This is a genomic window from Psychrobacillus psychrodurans (assembly GCF_050209195.1).
Taxonomy (GTDB): Bacteria; Bacillota; Bacilli; order Bacillales_A; family Planococcaceae; genus Psychrobacillus; species Psychrobacillus psychrodurans.
Map to the genome: position 1 here is coordinate 1,062,589 of NZ_CP189791.1, position 15,871 is coordinate 1,078,459.

Sequence of the window (15,871 nt, forward strand, 5' to 3'; positions counted from 1 at the left end):
GGAGGGCTCACAGACCGCGTAAATCAGCAGATGTGATTAATGAGTCAAAATAATATAAAAAACCCAAATTCGAGGAGGAAATAACAATGGCTAAAATGTATTATAACGGAGATATCAACGAAGGACTTTTACAGGACAAAAAAATCGCAATCATCGGGTACGGATCACAAGGTCATGCACACGCACAAAACTTAAAGGATTCAGGATTTGATGTAGTTGTAGGAATTCGTGAAGGTAAATCATTCGATCAAGCAAAAGAGGATGGTCTAGAAGTATATTCCGTAAAAGAAGCGGCTGAAAAAGCGGATGTTATCATGATTTTATTACCAGATGAAAGACAAAAAGCTGTCTATGAAGCTGAAATTCAACCTTCATTAAAAGCTGGCAAAACACTTGTATTCGCGCATGGCTTCAACGTACATTTCGGTCAAATCGTTCCTCCATCAGATGTGGATGTATTCTTAGTAGCACCAAAAGGTCCTGGTCATCTAGTACGTAGAACATTCGAAGCAGGAGCAGGAGTACCTGGATTATTCGCAGTTTATCAAGATGCAACTGGCGAGGCAAAAGACCTAGCACTTGCTTATGCTAAAGGCATCGGAGCAGCTCGTGCAGGCGTTTTAGAAACAACATTCAAAGAAGAAACAGAGACAGATCTATTTGGAGAGCAAGCAGTACTTTGTGGTAGTACAACAGCTATCGTAAAAGCTGGTTTCGAAACATTGGTAGAAGCAGGTTACCAACCAGAGCTTGCTTACTTTGAAACATTACACGAACTAAAACTTATCGTTGACCTAATGTATGAAGGAGGAATGGCTACAATGCGTTCTTCTATTTCAGACACTGCGGAGTGGGGAGATTTCGTGTCAGGTCCACGGATCATCGACTCATCCGTAAAAGATCGTATGAAGGACGTCCTAACAGACATTCAAGACGGTACTTTTGCAAGAGAATGGATTAAAGAAAACGAAACAGATCGTCCAAAATATAATGCTATCAAACAAGCAGAATCTGAGCACCAAATCGAAGTAGTTGGAGCAAAACTTCGCGAAATGATGCCTTTCATCAATGAAGGGAAAAAAGTCAAGAAAGAAGTGGTGACCAGTGCGCAAAATTGAATTCTTTGACACAACTCTACGTGATGGCGAACAATCAGCTGGTATTAATCTAAATACAAAAGAGAAGTTAGAAATTGCTCGTCAGCTTGAAAAGTACGGTGTTTCCATTATTGAAGCAGGGTTTCCTGCTTCATCACCTGGAGACTTCGAAGCAGTTAAACTAATTGCGGATACACTGAAAAATTCAGTTGTTACTGGTTTGGCACGTTCGATTAAGAGTGATATTGAGACATCCTGGGAAGCGCTAAAAGGTGGCGTGCAACCACATCTGCATACATTTATCGCAACTTCCCCAATCCATATGCAATATAAGCTAAATAAAACACCTGAGCAAGTAATTGAGATTGCTGTTGAATCTGTGAAGCTAGCGAAAAAATATTTTCCACTTGTACAATGGTCGGCAGAGGATGCAACCCGCTCAGACAAGGATTTCCTTGTACGGATTATGAATGAAGTGATTAAAGCAGGCGCAACAACGATTAATATTCCAGATACAGTAGGCTACGCAACTCCTATTGAATACGGTGCTTTATTCAAATACTTAAGTGAAAACGTGATAGGTATCGAAAAAGTGAAATTATCCGCTCATTGTCATGATGATTTAGGAATGGCTGTTGCCAATACTTTAGCAGCTATTGAAAATGGGGCGACTCAAGTAGAAGGTACTATTAACGGTATCGGTGAACGTGCGGGTAATGCGGCACTGGAGGAAGTAGCTGTTGCATTACATATCCGCAATAATTATTACCAAGCCGATTCTGGGATTTTATTGAAAGAAACGAAACGTACTAGTCAACTAGTTAGCCAGCTGACAGGTGTTGTTATTCAACCAAATAAAGCGGTTGTCGGAAAAAATGCATTTGCCCATGAATCTGGTATTCACCAAGATGGCATGCTTAAAAATCCGGAAACGTATGAAATTATTACACCAGATTTGATTGGGGATGTAGCAACTGAGCTTGTGCTTGGAAAACACTCAGGACGTCATGCATTCTTTAGCAGAGCAGTGGAAATGGGCTTCCAATTAAGTGAAGAGAAGCTAAATGCAGCATTTGTAGCATTTAAGAAATTAGCGGATCGTAAAAAAGAAATAAGTGAAGAAGATTTATTTGTTTTATTGACTGACCAGCAGGTGAAAAGTGGAGAAGTGGAAGTGTATGAATTAGAGGAACTCATCATTCAATATGAGAACAATGTTCCAACCTCTACGATTACAGTAAAAGTTCCGTCTGGTGAAAGTGTAATGGAAACTTGTCCAGGATCAGGTGCGGTGGAAGCAATTTTCAATACACTTGAAAAACTTGTAAAAGGCGAGGTTCGTATTTTAGACTATCGTGTATCTTCTGTCTCCAAAGGGCGGGATGCACTTGGAGAGGCAGTTGTTAATTTAACATATAACGGCTTAACGACAACTGGTCGAAATGCTTCTCAGGATGTATTGAAAGCATCTGCTAGAGCATACATCAATGCTATTAATCGTCAATTAGTAAACGTTCAAATAAAAGAGCAAGCCGCGGTAGGACAGTGACAGTAATAAATAGGTGGGATAAATTCAGTAAAATTTAATTGGATTACGTTGATTGTAGCGCAATGCGGCGACTCCAGTGGGACAGCACGATCGGAAAGCCCCCAGGAAAGTCGTTATTCGAACTTTATTTGACCAATGTCTTTGTGACGAGTAACGCAGGAGCATATGTTTTCGCAGTGACGAGGAGATTGAAGTCGTGCCCGCGGAAAGCGTCCACCTGGAGTGATAATCAACTCTGTAAACAAAAAAATGGGAGTGAATGGGATGGAAAAAACGATAACGGTATTACCGGGAGATGGAATCGGTCCAGAAGTGACAGAAGCAGCAGTAAAGGTGCTTCAAGCAATTGCAAAACGTTTTAACCATACGTTTAACTTACAATACGGATTGATCGGTGGGGCAGCAATTGATGCTTGTGAAAATCCCCTACCACAAGAAACGATAAACGTATGCAGTAAAAGTGATGCCATCCTTTTAGGCGCAGTAGGTGGGCCAAAGTGGGATCAAAATCCATCTCATTTACGCCCGGAAAAAGGACTGCTAGCTATTCGGAAGCATTTTGGATTGTATGCGAATATTCGTCCTGTAAAAGCGATTCCCGCATTACTTGAAGCCTCTCCTCTTAAAAAGGAAGTTGCAGAGGCGGTAGATCTAGTAATTGTACGTGAATTGACAGGTGGTTTATATTTTGCAGAGCCACGTAAGAAAACTAATGATTACGCAGTCGACACTTTAGTTTATACACGCAGTGAAATTGAACGAATTGTGGATACTGCTTTCCAATTAGCAAGGAGCCGTCGTGGCAAGCTTGCATCTGTAGATAAAGCAAATGTATTAGATTCTAGTAAATTATGGCGTGAAATCGTCGAAGAGAAAAAACAAGGCTATCCTGATGTAGAAGTAGAGCATATGCTTGTGGACTCAACTGCGATGAAGTTGATCACGAAGCCAGATTCATTTGACGTAATTGTTACGGAAAATATGTTTGGTGATATTTTAAGTGATGAGGCTTCCGTAATCACCGGTTCCTTAGGCATGTTACCGTCAGCAAGTAGGCGTGAGGATGGATTTGGTTTATATGAACCAGTCCATGGCTCTGCGCCTGATATTGCGGGGCAAAATAAAGCAAACCCAGCAGCAACAATTCTTTCAACTGCAATGATGCTACGTGAAGCATTCCAAATGGAAACGGAAGCAGCGGCTATTGAAGAGGCGGTATTTAATGTATTGAATGACGGTAATTTCACAAGTGACCTTCAAATAAAAGGGAAACGAGTGCTGTCTACAACGGAATGGACCTTAAAGGTTATAGAAGAATTAGACTCAGAATTTGTATCAGATAGTATTATGTTTTCTTATGTCTAACCAAAAGGAGAGGAACTAAATGGTAAAAACGATTATTGAGAAAATTTGGGATGAACATATTGTGTATGAGGAAGAAGGTAAACCAGACCTTCTCTATATCGATTTACACTTACTCCATGAGGTGACATCTCCGCAGGCTTTTGAAGGGTTACGACTAAATAAACGTAAGGTTCGTCGGCCAGATCTATGCTATGCAACAATGGATCATAACGTACCTACTCGGAATAGAGAACAGATCAAAGACGTTATCGCTCGTAAACAAATCACTACTCTTCAACAAAACTGTGAAGAATTTGGGGTTCCACTTGCCAATATGGATCATCCTGACCAAGGGATTGTGCACATTATTGGACCAGAGCTTGGTTTAACACAGCCTGGTAAAACAATTGTTTGTGGAGACAGTCATACATCTACACATGGTGCATTCGGGGCAATTGCTTTTGGTATAGGTACTAGTGAAGTAGAGCATGTTCTTTCTACTCAGACACTATGGCAGGCTAAACCAAAAACGATGCAAATTAAAGTAACGGGTGACCTTGGGTATGGTGTTGCTGCAAAAGATATTATTTTAGCGATTATTTCAAAGTTTGGAATTGATATGGGAACAGGTTACATCGTGGAATATACTGGTGAAGCGATTCGTAAGCTATCAATGGAAGAGCGCATGACCATTTGTAATATGTCCATTGAAGCAGGAGCACGAGCTGGATTGATTAGCCCGGATGAGACAACGGTTGAATTCCTTAGAGGTCGTGAGCATGTTCCTTCAGGTGAAGCATTTGAGAAAGAAGCTGCTCGTTGGTTAGCTTTAGCGACTGATGAGGGTGCTATTTACGATAAAACTGTAGAAATTTCTACAGATGAGATTGAACCATTTGTAACATGGGGTACAAATCCTTCTATGGGTTCTGGTGTATCGCAAAATATTCCGTTCACATCTGATTTCATGGAGACAAGTGATCAACAAGCACATGAAAAAGCACTAGCTTACATGGGTCTAGAACAGGGAATGCCTCTAGAGGATATAGCTATTTCGAATGTATTTATCGGGTCCTGTACAAATGCACGTTTAAGTGATCTTCGTACAGCAGCCAACGTAATTGCTGGTCGTAAAGTGCATCCAAACGTAACAGCCATTGTCGTTCCGGGATCCCAAACGGTAAAAAAACAAGCAGAGCAAGAAGGGATCGATCAAGTATTCCTTGATGCAGGATTCGAATGGCGTGAGTCGGGCTGCAGTATGTGCCTTGCGATGAATGAAGATGTCGTGCCAGCAGGGGAACACTGCGCCTCTACATCCAACCGCAACTTTGAAGGTCGTCAAGGAGCTGGTTCCAGAACGCACCTGATGAGTCCAGCAATGGCAGCAGCAGCAGCAATCGAAGGACATATTGTAGACATTCGCAAATTTCAACTTAATACAGTAGGAGTTTAACCCTTACTGTATTAAAGGAACTCTGGCTAAAATCGCCGCGTCCTGCAGCAACGCCTGTGTGACCAACACCCTGCTGGCTTAAGTCTCCGGCGGATGTCACAGATTTTTTAAAGGAGTAAATTGATCAAGGTGGGGCCTGCGTGATGCAGGTCAGTTAACCGTTGTCGCAAGGATGCGACGAACTTAGGTTAATTTCAACTCTTAATCTAGTAAATGCTTAAGGAGGAAAATCAATGGAGCCTATCAATGAAATAATAAGTGTCATAACACCTTTGAATCAAAAAAATGTAGACACTGACCAAATAATTTCGAAAGAATTTCTAAAACGCATTGAACGAACTGGTTTCGGTAAATACCTATTTTATCACTGGCGATTCGATGCAAATGATGAGCCAATTAAAGACTTCGTATTAAACGATGAACGATATAAAGATTCTACTATATTAATAGCACATGACAATTTTGGTTGTGGCTCCTCCCGTGAGCATGCACCATGGTCTATTTTGGATTATGGCTTTCGAGTAGTCATTGCACCAAGCTTTGCGGATATCTTCTATAATAACTGCATGAAAAACGGGATTTTACCGATAAAGTTATCGGTGGATGAAGTGGAAGCATTGTTAAGTAAAGAAGTGTATAACGTAGCAGTAAATTTAGAAGAGCAAACGGTAACAGGTGCGGACGGTATTGTGTATTCATTTGACATTGATCCATACCAAAAGAAAATGCTTCTAAATGGCTGGGATGAAATTTCGTTAACCTTCCAATATGAAGATAAAATAAAAGCTTACGAAGATAAAAAAATAGCTAATTAGGAGATGGTTTTGTTGGGAATTCATACGACACTGTAGGTTTATATCTAGCATCTGAGAAAGTAGCGGAGTTTGTGCATCGCACACCGTTTAAAAAATCGACCACATTCAATAAAATTACCGAGAAAAATGTGTTTTTGAAATTAGAAAACCTGCAAAAAACTGGGTCATTTAAAATTAGAGGCGCTATGAATAAAGTATCGCAGCTAAGCGAAGCCGAGTGTGCCAAAGGATTAATCGCAGCCTCTGCTGGTAACCACGCACAAGGTGTCGCCTTTTCTGGTAAAGCACGAAATGTGCCAGTCACGATTTTCATGCCGCTTGGAACACCCGTTTCGAAAGTAAATGCTACGAAAGGGTATGGAGCAACAGTCAAACTAATCGGTCAAAATTTCGATGAAGCGTATATTGCTGCTCGTGAGGAACAGCTTCGAACAGGAGCAACGTTCATCCATCCTTTTGACGATATGGCAGTTATCGAGGGGCAAGCAACCGTAGCGATGGAAATGCTTCAGCAGCGTCCAGAGCTAGATACGATTGTTGTGCCAGCAGGCGGAGGAGGCTTACTAGCTGGTACCCTTCTTGCAGTAAAATCCATCCGTCCTGATATCCGAGTTATCGGAGTCCAATCCAGAAACGCTTCTGCAATTGCCTTTGCTTATAAAGGAAACGGTCTGCTACCATTCTTGGGCAAATCAATCGCTGAAGGTATCAACGTGAAAATACCAGGGAATTTGACTATGAACATTATTCAAGCACTAGTGGACGATGTAATCACCGTGAGCGAACAAGAAATAGCATCTGCCATTCTCTTCACGCTTGAACGTGAAAAAACGCTCATCGAAGGTGCTGCAGCTGCAGCAGTAGCGGCAGTATTGAATAACCGCATTCCAGAATCCTCCCAAAATGTCGGCATAATTGTTAGTGGTGGCAACATCGATGTTAGTAAACTAGACGAATGCCAGCAACTATGTACGAATATGCCTTTAGCTAAATAACGACTCTCGAACACCACTAGCCATTGAGCTAGTGGTGTTTTAATACTATAGATTAATCAAATCTATATAGGGAATAACTAAAATATTCGACAGCAAAACAAAACTCAATCCCCATTAGACCGAACTTGCGATTTGCATGCCCTATATTTCGATTCTATCCTGTTAATTTGCGATTTGGTGCGCAGATTTTGCGATTCTCGCCAACTATCTTGCGATTCTGCCCAATGAACTTGTGATTCACTCTGCCATCCACTTAACCTAAACCCATCACTTGACTTCAATAGGTAACTAAAATATAATTACTTACGAAAAGTAACCAAAAACTAACAAATTAACTGGAGGATTTCAAATGAAATACCATAATAAACCGCACACATTTGTAGATTTAGTAGAACTAAAAGTAGTGGATCTTCAACGTTCACTAGAATTTTATGAAAATATTATAGGCTTTAAAGTTCTTGAGCAACACGCCGACAAAATTTTACTTACTGCTGATGGGAAGAATGCACTGATTTCTATTGAACAACCTTCGGGTATAATGCCAACACAACAAAAAACAACTGGGTTATATCACTTCGCTCTATTGTTACCGACACGTGCAGATCTAGGTGCAGTTTTAAGACACTTTGCAGAGAGTAATATTCGCATTGGAGCGGGAGACCACTTAGTTAGTGAAGCACTTTACTTGAATGATCCAGACGGAAATGGAATTGAGATTTACAGTGATCGTCCAGATTCTGACTGGAAATGGGAGAATGAATACGTCGAGATGGCTACACTACAAATTAATGCGCAAAGTATCTTAGCGGATGGTGCAAACACAGAATGGAATGGGCTACCTCAAGGAACTGTAATGGGACATATTCATTTGCATGTTTCTGAACTGGATGCAACAAAGAAATTTTATAACGCATTAGGCTTTGATGTTATGACACCTAATTATCCTGGAGCATTATTTATGGGATCAGGCAAATATCATCACCATATTGGTTTAAACACTTGGGCTGGGGTTGACGCTCCTCCTACACCAGAGAACGTAGTTGGTTTAAAGACATTCTCAGTAGTTTTTCCAACAAACGAAGAGCTACAAGCTGCAATTACTAATGTCATAGAAATTGGTTCAGATATTGTGGAAGAAAATGGAGTATTTGTTGTGCAAGATCCTTCCCAAAATAAAATTAAATTAATCTTAAAATAAAGCAAGAGGCTGGGACAGAACCCCAAAACAGCATTTTTCTCTGTGAGAAAAATGCTGTTTTTTTGCTGTGCACAAAATTGATTTCCATTCCAGGGACGCTTTCCACGGGCGTGGCCTGAGCCTGTAGTCTCAGGCGTCACGCTATTCCCGTAGGAGTCGCCACTCCATTCCAATCAATTTTATTAAATATCCATTATTTAGTAAAGTTTTCTCCTTATCCAATAAAATTTCTACTTCTGTCCCAGCCTCTTTCAGCTTGACGACAAAAGTATTTTTATAAACTGCTATGAGTAATTATAAATATCTTTAAAGAGGTTGCTTTATCTAAATAAAAGTATATATAGTGGAAACCTTTAGGGAGTTGTTTATAAAGCAAGGACCACCACGAGGACTCCTGTGGGAACAGCTTGAGCAGAAGACCCCGCAGGAAAGACATTGGTCGAACTTTGTTTGACCAATGTCTTTGCGACGAGTAACCGCGGGAGCATATAGTTTTCGCAGTGACGAGGAGGCTGAAGCCAAGCCCACGGAAAGCGAGGTGGTGGTCCTTGCCGATTTTAGTATACAACTCTATGCACCAAAAATTGAGTTTGTCTACAGTCTGCAATGACTCCGAACTATCGGAGTCATTTTATGTCTTCTCCCTCATTTATAATATCTTCAGCATACCGCCACCGATTATTAAACTCTATGTGTTTATTTGAGAAATGTGATAATTTAACTAAAATAAAGCCGCTTCGCAATATATTCAATCGAAATTATTTGCTCTAATCTTTCTCTTCTTCCTCTATAGATTCTTCTCTTTTGTCAGCAACTATTCGTTTTAACTCTTGACACAATTTGCTTGAATTCGACTTAAATCAGCTATATTGATTATTATGTAGTTTCTTGCGCACGCATTCGACAATCGACCATCCCTAGTCGGTATTGATTCGACAGAATTAGACTGTCTGTGAATGATGTGAAATATTGAAGTATTTTCGAAGATTGCTTTTAACGTACATCATGTTTTAAAATTCAACTTTGTAAAATTCATGTTAAGTTTCAGAAAACACAATCATTTCTTTAAAGAATTATGCTATATTTCAACTGGGGAGGTCGGAATACCTATGAAAAAATGGTCTGTTATTCCACTGCGAATGAAGTATTTAATTGCAATTTTTAGTTCCTTTATCTTATTCGGGGTGATGGCTGTTTTATTAATCATCCAAGTAGTTCACAATCAAGAATTAGCTGATGATATGGAAACTTCGTCACAAAGTGTGGAAAGTGTAGATATTATGCGATCGGAGGTTGCGAGTTTATACATTGCTATATCCAATTTCGCAGGAGATCCATTAGAAGTTTTCGATCAAGATTATAAATTGACAAAAGAGAGTTTAGCAAGTCAACTAAATGTAGCTAGTAAGCAAATACCTAATGTAGATTGGAAGGCTTTCTTAGAAACATTACAATCAATTGAAACTACATACGAGAATAATTTAAAGGAATCGGTTGTCAATAAAGAAAACGTTGCGAAACGAAGACAGCTTCAATCTATCAATGAAAAATACACTAGCCTGACTTTAATATTAGAAGAAACTAGACAACGTGAATCTGACAAAAGACAGCTTTCAATAGAGGAAATGTCCAAAAGTCAGAAAAATACCATTGTTATTGTAGTTACTGCTTTTCTTATAGCAGGTTTACTATCACTTGCTTTAGTTTTAATAACAAATAGACAAATTAAAACCCAGCTAGCACAAGTAGTTTTATCTGCAAAAGATATATCTGAAGGAAATTTAAATAGCGAACCATTACAAGTTTTAGCGAACGATGAAATTGGTGAAGTATCAAAAGCGATGAATGAGATGCGAGGTAACCTTATAGATATCGTAAAAACTATTAAATATACTGCAGAGAAATTGAGTGGAAATAGCGCAGAGTTAAAAGAATACTCCACTAATACAGTAGATAGCACAAATATCGTCAAATTAGCTATTCATGAAACGAGTGGAAGTATGCTAAAGCAAAAGGAAAGTTCTATAAGTATCCGTTCCTTTTTAGAGGAGTTTTCCCAGACTTTTGGCGAAGTAACAGAAAAAGTAATTGAACTGACCGAGTATTCCACAATTGCTGTACAAATGGCTGATGAAAGTGCATCGGCATTGAAAAATGCTGCTGGTGAATCGGCAAAATTACGAACATTATTTAAAGAAGCTGATGCAGAGAGAAAAATACTGCAAGATCGGACTGAAGAAATAGCACGAATGACTACAATCGTCCAAACGATTTCCAAGCAAACTAACTTATTGGCATTGAACGCTGGAATAGAGGCTGCCAGGTCGGGTGTACATGGTAAAGGATTCGCAGTTGTAGCGGAAGAAGTAAAAAAACTTGCAGATGAAGTGTCTGGTACAGCTTCCACAATTCATCAGATATCTAATTCTATTACTCAACAAGGGACTCAGATGGCAAGCGTTTTTGCTGATGGATTGGCTACATCCAAAAATAACGCGGCAACGTTTGAGATGCTGCATCATAAAATGGATAAAATAGTTTCCTATATACGAGATTCCAAAAATCAAAATGATTATATGAAAGATTCTATTCTAACGATTGAAGAAGAAAAGAATACTTCTGAGAAACTCATATTTGCATTAATAGAATCAATCGAATCTAACACAGCGCAAATGGAGCACACTGAGGACATGCTTTTATCTAATGTTCAGACAATCGAAATGCTTTCTAAATTGATAAATAATGTAAGTGAACAGGCAATTATTTTGGAGAAATCAAGCACTAGATTTGTCATATAAATTAGTCCTAACAAGTAATTATTTCTATACTTGTTAGGTTTTTTTTGTGTAATCCGTTGAAAACACTTAGTTTTTCTTGTAACACAATTGTTACATAACTGTAAAATTAAAAAGGTTTAAAGAGTGGTAAGATGAGTTTAGAGAAATAATCAGAAAACTTTAAACCTTGGGGGAACACGATGAATTTAAAATCTATGTCGCAAAAAGTCATGGCTATATTAGCATTATCCGTTCTCTTAGTTATATCAACATTCGCAGTAAATACGGAAGCAGCAAGTTCTGTTAATTCATCTGAATTAGTAGCAACAGCTAAGGATTTAATTGGCACAAAATATCGTGGTGGCGGTACAACAAAAGCAGGATTTGATTGTTCAGGATTTGTAAGCTATGTGTACAATGATTTAGGAGTAAGTCTTCCAAGAACTTCTTCAGGAATGTACGCTTCAGGATCTAAAATAGATAAAAGTGATTTATCTTCTGGTGACTTAGTATTCTTCAATACTTCTGGTAGAGGCGTCTCACATGTTGGTATTTATATCGGAGACGGCAAATTTATCCATTCATCCACTTCAAAAGGTGTGAAAATCGATAAATTAAGTGATCCATATTATTGGGGAGATCGTTACGTGGGAGCTAAGCGAATTGCTGATGTAACAGTAGCGGTAAACAAATAAAACATATACATATCTGTTCTATCGTATAATCTACGGTAGAACTTTTTTTGTGTTCCCAACATCTTCTTATCGTTTGATAATTCTTTGTTAATTCTGCATAATGAAAAATATATTATAAGTATCCATCGGAAGGAGGAAGGAATTTGAAGTATAACCGTAACGAGTATTTTCGTTATACATTTGAAGAACCTTGCGATGCAACATTTCGTTTAATAAAACAAAATGAAGGCAGTAATGGAGTGGAATTATCAAACAAAGGTATTTGCAAAATTATAGATATCAGTCCAAATGGCTTGAAGATGTTTAGTGAATTATTTATTTCCATAGATCAATTACATCATGTTGAATTACATTTCACATTAGATACAAATCCTATTTCAATGGTAGGAGAATTTGTTTGGTCCCACCGAAAAGCAGATGGTCATGAATATGGCATAAAGTTAGTTGGGGATAGTGAGAGTGAAAAAATGATTATTGGAGAGCTAAAAAACCGTAGACGCAAAGAGATGGAACTTAGGTAAGTAAAAATTATTACAAGTTTCGACAAAAAATAAATAAAAACTTTAAAATAAGAAGGATATTTTAAAGGTGGTGTTGAAATATATATATAGAGTTAAATTAAAGGAGGAGTTTACATGCTAAACTTTAACATTCGTGGAGAAAACATTGAGGTGACTCCTGCAATACGTGAATACGTTGAAGGGAAGATTGAGAAAGTAGACCGTTACTTCAACGAAGAAATTCAAGCAACTGCAAACGTTAACTTAAAAGTGTATAACGACAAGCAAACAAAGGTAGAAGTAACAATTCCTATGAAAAATTTAACACTGCGAGCAGAAGAACGCAATGCAGATATGTACGCTGCTGTCGATTTAATCGTTGATAAATTAGAGCGTCAAATTAGAAAATATAAAACAAAAGTAAATCGTAAGTTCCGTGAACGTGAAGGTGTAGCAACATTTTTTGCAACAATTGATCCACCAGATGCTGTAACAGATCATACTGAAGAAGATGAATATAATATCGTTCGTACTAAACAGTTTGACCTAAAACCGATGGATCAGGAAGAAGCAGTACTTCAAATGAATATGCTTGGTCATAATTTCTTCATCTTCACAGATGCAGAATCTAATGGTACGCATATTGTTTATAAACGTAGCGATGGAAAATACGGTTTAATCGAAACAAACTAAGCGTCTAAATTTAAATACGGGACTCTCCTCATTACGAGGAGAGTTTTTATCGTTTATATGGGATAATAGCGAGTAAAATGATGGGTGGTCTAAATAATCAGAAACACTTTTTACTTATGCAATATGCATATAAGGCTCCAAGTGCATGCAAAATAATAGTGTACCTTATTTGCGTGCCTTTAGAACGAATGGTAAAATGGAGAGTAAGACTAAATGGGAAGTGAAAATAGATGCTTGGAGTATTAAATAAAGTGTTCGATTTAAATAAACGTGAACTAAAACGCCTAGAGAAAATTGCGGATAAAGTAGAAGCATTAGAAAGTAAAATGGAAGCATTGTCTGATGAAGAACTACGAGCGAAAACAGAAGAGTTCCGTGGTCGCCATTCAAAAGGAGAAAGCTTAGATAGTTTATTGCCAGAGGCATTTGCAGTAGCGCGCGAAGGATCTAAACGTGTTCTTGGAATGTTCCCTTTCCGTGTTCAAATTATGGGGGCGGCTGCTCTTCACGAGGGTAATATTGCGGAGATGAAAACAGGGGAAGGTAAAACACTAACTTCAACTATGTCTATTTATTTAAATGCAATTACTGGCCTCGGTGCGCATGTCGTGACTGTCAATGAATACTTATCTAGCCGTGATGCTGCTGAGATGGGACAATTATATAATTTCCTAGGATTAAGTGTTGGATTGAACTTAAATTCATTGTCTAAAGAAGAAAAGCGTGAAGCTTATGCGGCGGATGTTACATATTCGACAAACAATGAGCTTGGGTTCGATTATTTACGAGATAATATGGTGTTGTATAAAGAAGATAAAGTTCAACGTCCTCTTCACTATGCAGTAATCGATGAAGTTGACTCCATCTTAATAGATGAAGCGAGAACACCTTTAATCATTTCAGGACAAGCCAACAAAGCAGCACTTCTATATAAACAAGCAAATGCATTTGTACGTACATTAACAAAAGAAGTAGATTTTTCTTATGAAGAATCCACAAAAGGTGTAACACTAACTGATACTGGTGTAGAAAAAGTAGAAAAAGCTTTCAATATAGATAATTTGTTTGATTTGACTCATGTTCGTTTAAATCATGCTGTCAATCAATCATTAAAAGCCCATGCTTCTATGCATTTGGATGTCGACTATGTCGTTCAAGAGGGCGATGTTGTAATAGTCGATTCATTCACTGGTCGTCTAATGAAAGGTCGTCGTTATAGTGATGGTCTTCATCAAGCGATTGAAGCAAAAGAAGGCTTAGAAATCCAAAACGAATCGATGACAATGGCTACGATTACGTTCCAAAACTTTTTCCGTATGTACGATAAGCTGTCGGGGATGACTGGTACAGCAAAAACGGAAGAAGAGGAGTTCCGCAATATATACAATATGAATGTTATTGCGATTCCAACAAACCGTCCCATTGCAAGGGATGATCGTGCAGATTTAATCTATGCATCCATGAATGGGAAATACGAAGCAGCAGCTGCTGATATTGCTGAGCGCAATAAAAGCGGTCAACCAGTTCTAATTGGTACAGTTGCTATTGAAACCTCTGAAATTATTTCTAATTTATTAACCAAACATGGTATTAAGCATAATGTATTAAATGCCAAAAACCATGAACATGAAGCAGAAATTATTGCAACTGCTGGTCATCTAGGATCTGTTACGATTGCAACAAATATGGCTGGTCGTGGAACAGATATTAAACTAGGCGATGGAGTAGTTGAAGTTGGTGGTTTAGCAGTAATTGGGACGGAACGACATGAATCTCGTCGTATAGATAACCAACTACGTGGACGTTCTGGTCGTCAAGGAGATCCTGGGGTTACTCAATTCTATTTATCAATGGAAGATGAATTAATGCGCAGGTTTGGCTCTGATAACATGCGTGCTATGATGTCGAAGCTAGGTATGGATGACACGCAACCAATTCAATCGAAGATGGTATCCCGTGCAGTAGAATCAGCGCAAAAACGGGTAGAAGGAAATAACTTCGATTCACGTAAGCGTTTATTACAATATGATGATGTACTACGTCAACAACGTGAAATTATTTATAAGGAACGTAATGAAGTATTAGAAACAGAAAATATGCGTGCACTTGTTGAGTCCATGTTATTCGGTGCAATTGAGCGTTTAGTTTCTTCCCATACAAGCTCTGAGAATAAGGCTGATTGGAGTTTGAAAGGAATTGAAGATCACATTCAAGCGAACCTATTGCCTGAAGGTGTAATAACACAATCGGTACTACAAAATTTATCTTCAGAAGAAATGATCGAAAAAATCAAAGAAGAAGTAATTCGATTCTACGATGCGAAGGAAGAAGAAATGACTGCTGAACGTATGCGTGAGTTTGAAAAAGTAGTATTACTTCGTTCTATTGACTCCAAATGGATCGACCATATCGATGCAATGGATCAACTTCGCCAAGGAATCCATTTACGCGCATACGGGCAAACAGACCCACTTCGTGAATATCAGAGTGAAGGATTTGCTATGTTCGAAGCTATGGTCGATTCCATCCAGGAAGACGTTGCAAAATATGCGATGAAAGCTGAAATTCGCAATAACCTAGAACGCGAAGAAGTAGCAAAAGGGCAAGCTATAAATCCAAAAGAAGAAAGCGGTCCTGTGAAGAAAAAACCAGTACGCAAACAAGTTTCTGTTGGACGTAACGATCCATGTCCATGTGGAAGCGGTGAAAAATTCAAAAACTGTCATGGAGCAGTGCAATAATAAAAAAAAGT

General features: G+C 38.6%; 12 protein-coding genes. All 12 read left to right on the forward strand.

What is annotated here, in order from left to right:
* The first annotated feature begins 86 nt into the window (after nucleotides 1-86).
* Complete coding sequence (gene ilvC / locus ACQCPR_RS04925) at nucleotides 87-1,118, forward strand: ketol-acid reductoisomerase (RefSeq protein WP_090563326.1); 1,032 nt, start codon at nucleotides 87-89, stop codon at nucleotides 1,116-1,118.
* Entirely contained in the window at nucleotides 1,105-2,646 is a 1,542-nt protein-coding gene (locus ACQCPR_RS04930) for a 2-isopropylmalate synthase (protein WP_427138381.1), read from the forward strand. Before ilvC ends, ACQCPR_RS04930 begins: the two co-directional genes overlap by 14 nt.
* Nucleotides 2,647-2,910: 264 nt before the next feature.
* Nucleotides 2,911-4,011, forward strand: coding sequence for a 3-isopropylmalate dehydrogenase (gene leuB / locus ACQCPR_RS04935; protein ID WP_427138382.1), 1,101 nt, complete (start codon nucleotides 2,911-2,913; stop codon nucleotides 4,009-4,011).
* 19 nt (nucleotides 4,012-4,030) lie between these two features.
* Entirely contained in the window at nucleotides 4,031-5,446 is a 1,416-nt protein-coding gene (gene leuC / locus ACQCPR_RS04940; RefSeq protein WP_427138383.1) for a 3-isopropylmalate dehydratase large subunit, read from the forward strand.
* A 233-nt stretch (nucleotides 5,447-5,679) separates the two neighbouring features.
* Entirely contained in the window at nucleotides 5,680-6,261 is a 582-nt protein-coding gene (gene leuD, locus ACQCPR_RS04945) for a 3-isopropylmalate dehydratase small subunit (protein WP_427138384.1), read from the forward strand.
* 71 nt (nucleotides 6,262-6,332) lie between these two features.
* Entirely contained in the window at nucleotides 6,333-7,256 is a 924-nt protein-coding gene (locus ACQCPR_RS04950) for a threonine/serine dehydratase (RefSeq protein ID WP_427138385.1), read from the forward strand.
* Nucleotides 7,257-7,605: 349 nt separating this feature from the next.
* Entirely contained in the window at nucleotides 7,606-8,454 is an 849-nt protein-coding gene (locus ACQCPR_RS04955; protein ID WP_427138386.1) for a VOC family protein, read from the forward strand.
* A 1,109-nt stretch (nucleotides 8,455-9,563) separates the two neighbouring features.
* On the forward strand, nucleotides 9,564-11,252 hold the full coding sequence (locus ACQCPR_RS04960) for a methyl-accepting chemotaxis protein (protein WP_427138387.1): 1,689 nt from the start codon (nucleotides 9,564-9,566) through the stop codon (nucleotides 11,250-11,252).
* A 179-nt stretch (nucleotides 11,253-11,431) separates the two neighbouring features.
* Nucleotides 11,432-11,926, forward strand: coding sequence for a C40 family peptidase (locus tag ACQCPR_RS04965; RefSeq protein ID WP_427138388.1), 495 nt, complete (start codon nucleotides 11,432-11,434; stop codon nucleotides 11,924-11,926).
* A gap of 143 nt (nucleotides 11,927-12,069) precedes the next feature.
* Nucleotides 12,070-12,447 carry a PilZ domain-containing protein gene (locus ACQCPR_RS04970; protein ID WP_340879268.1) on the forward strand — a complete coding sequence of 126 codons (378 nt, stop codon included), beginning with the start codon at nucleotides 12,070-12,072 and terminating at the stop codon, nucleotides 12,445-12,447.
* Between the two features lie 114 nt (nucleotides 12,448-12,561).
* Complete coding sequence (hpf, locus tag ACQCPR_RS04975; protein ID WP_090563306.1) at nucleotides 12,562-13,119, forward strand: ribosome hibernation-promoting factor, HPF/YfiA family; 558 nt, start codon at nucleotides 12,562-12,564, stop codon at nucleotides 13,117-13,119.
* 230 nt (nucleotides 13,120-13,349) lie between these two features.
* Nucleotides 13,350-15,860: a preprotein translocase subunit SecA gene (gene secA, locus ACQCPR_RS04980; RefSeq protein WP_427138389.1), complete on the forward strand. Its 2,511-nt coding sequence runs from the start codon at nucleotides 13,350-13,352 to the stop codon at nucleotides 15,858-15,860.
* Nucleotides 15,861-15,871 lie beyond the last annotated feature (11 nt).